The following is a 748-nucleotide window of genomic DNA, read 5'->3' on the forward strand; positions in this document are numbered from 1 at the left end:
TGGCTTTAGCCAGTTGAGTGCGTGAAACGCGCGAAACAAAAAACCACCCGCTATACGGGTGGAGGGGACGAGGGTTTGACCACCAAGACCATTCCGATAGAATTGAGATGTTCAGGCTCAAAGGAAAGGAATGGTCAAAGATGGCAAACAAGAGCTATAGTCTAGCTCACACGAAGTGGATGTGCAAATACCATATCGTGTTCACCCGGAAAGAAATATATAATCAAGTGAGGAAAGATTTAATCGAAATCTTCAAGCGTTTATGTAAATACAAAGGGGTCGAGATCATAGAGGGACACATGATGCCAGATCACGTGCACATGTTAGTAGCGATACCGCCGAAGATCGCCGTGTCCACGTTCATGGGATATCTGAAGGGAAAAAGTTCGCTCATGATCTTTGAAAAGCATGCGGGGTTAAAGTATAAGTATGGGAATCGAAAATTTTGGGCGGAAGGGTACTATGTGAGCACGGTGGGTTTAAATGAAGCCACGGTAGCCAAATACATCCGTGAACAAGAAGCACATGACCAAGCCATAGATAAATTGAGCGTAAAAGAATACGAAGATCCATTCAGTGACAAAAGGAACAAAAAGAAATAAGCCCGTTTAACGGGTGAGTGAAGATGACAAATTACACTGAGCCTGAACAAATGTGTGGTCAGGCTAGCGTCTTTAGGCGCAGTTTGGCAACAAGGGGTTATACCCCTAGAGCAAACCACCCGTTGGACGGGTGGTCCTGATTGTTT

General features: G+C 44.9%; 1 protein-coding gene. It reads left to right on the forward strand.

The features are described 5' to 3' along the window. Window positions 1-140: 140 nt before the first annotated feature. Complete coding sequence (gene tnpA, locus QW71_RS36365) at window positions 141-602, forward strand: IS200/IS605 family transposase (protein ID WP_039311155.1); 462 nt, start codon at window positions 141-143, stop codon at window positions 600-602. Window positions 603-748 lie beyond the last annotated feature (146 nt).

This window comes from Paenibacillus sp. IHB B 3415 (assembly GCF_000802655.2).
GTDB classification, from domain to species: domain Bacteria; phylum Bacillota; class Bacilli; order Paenibacillales; family Paenibacillaceae; genus Paenibacillus_AQ; species Paenibacillus_AQ phytohabitans.

Excerpts from the sequence above, each read along its gene's own strand:
- tnpA (WP_039311155.1), top strand. The coding sequence starts at position 141 with ATGGCAAACAAGAGCTATAGTCTAGCTCACACGAAGTGGATGTGCAAA.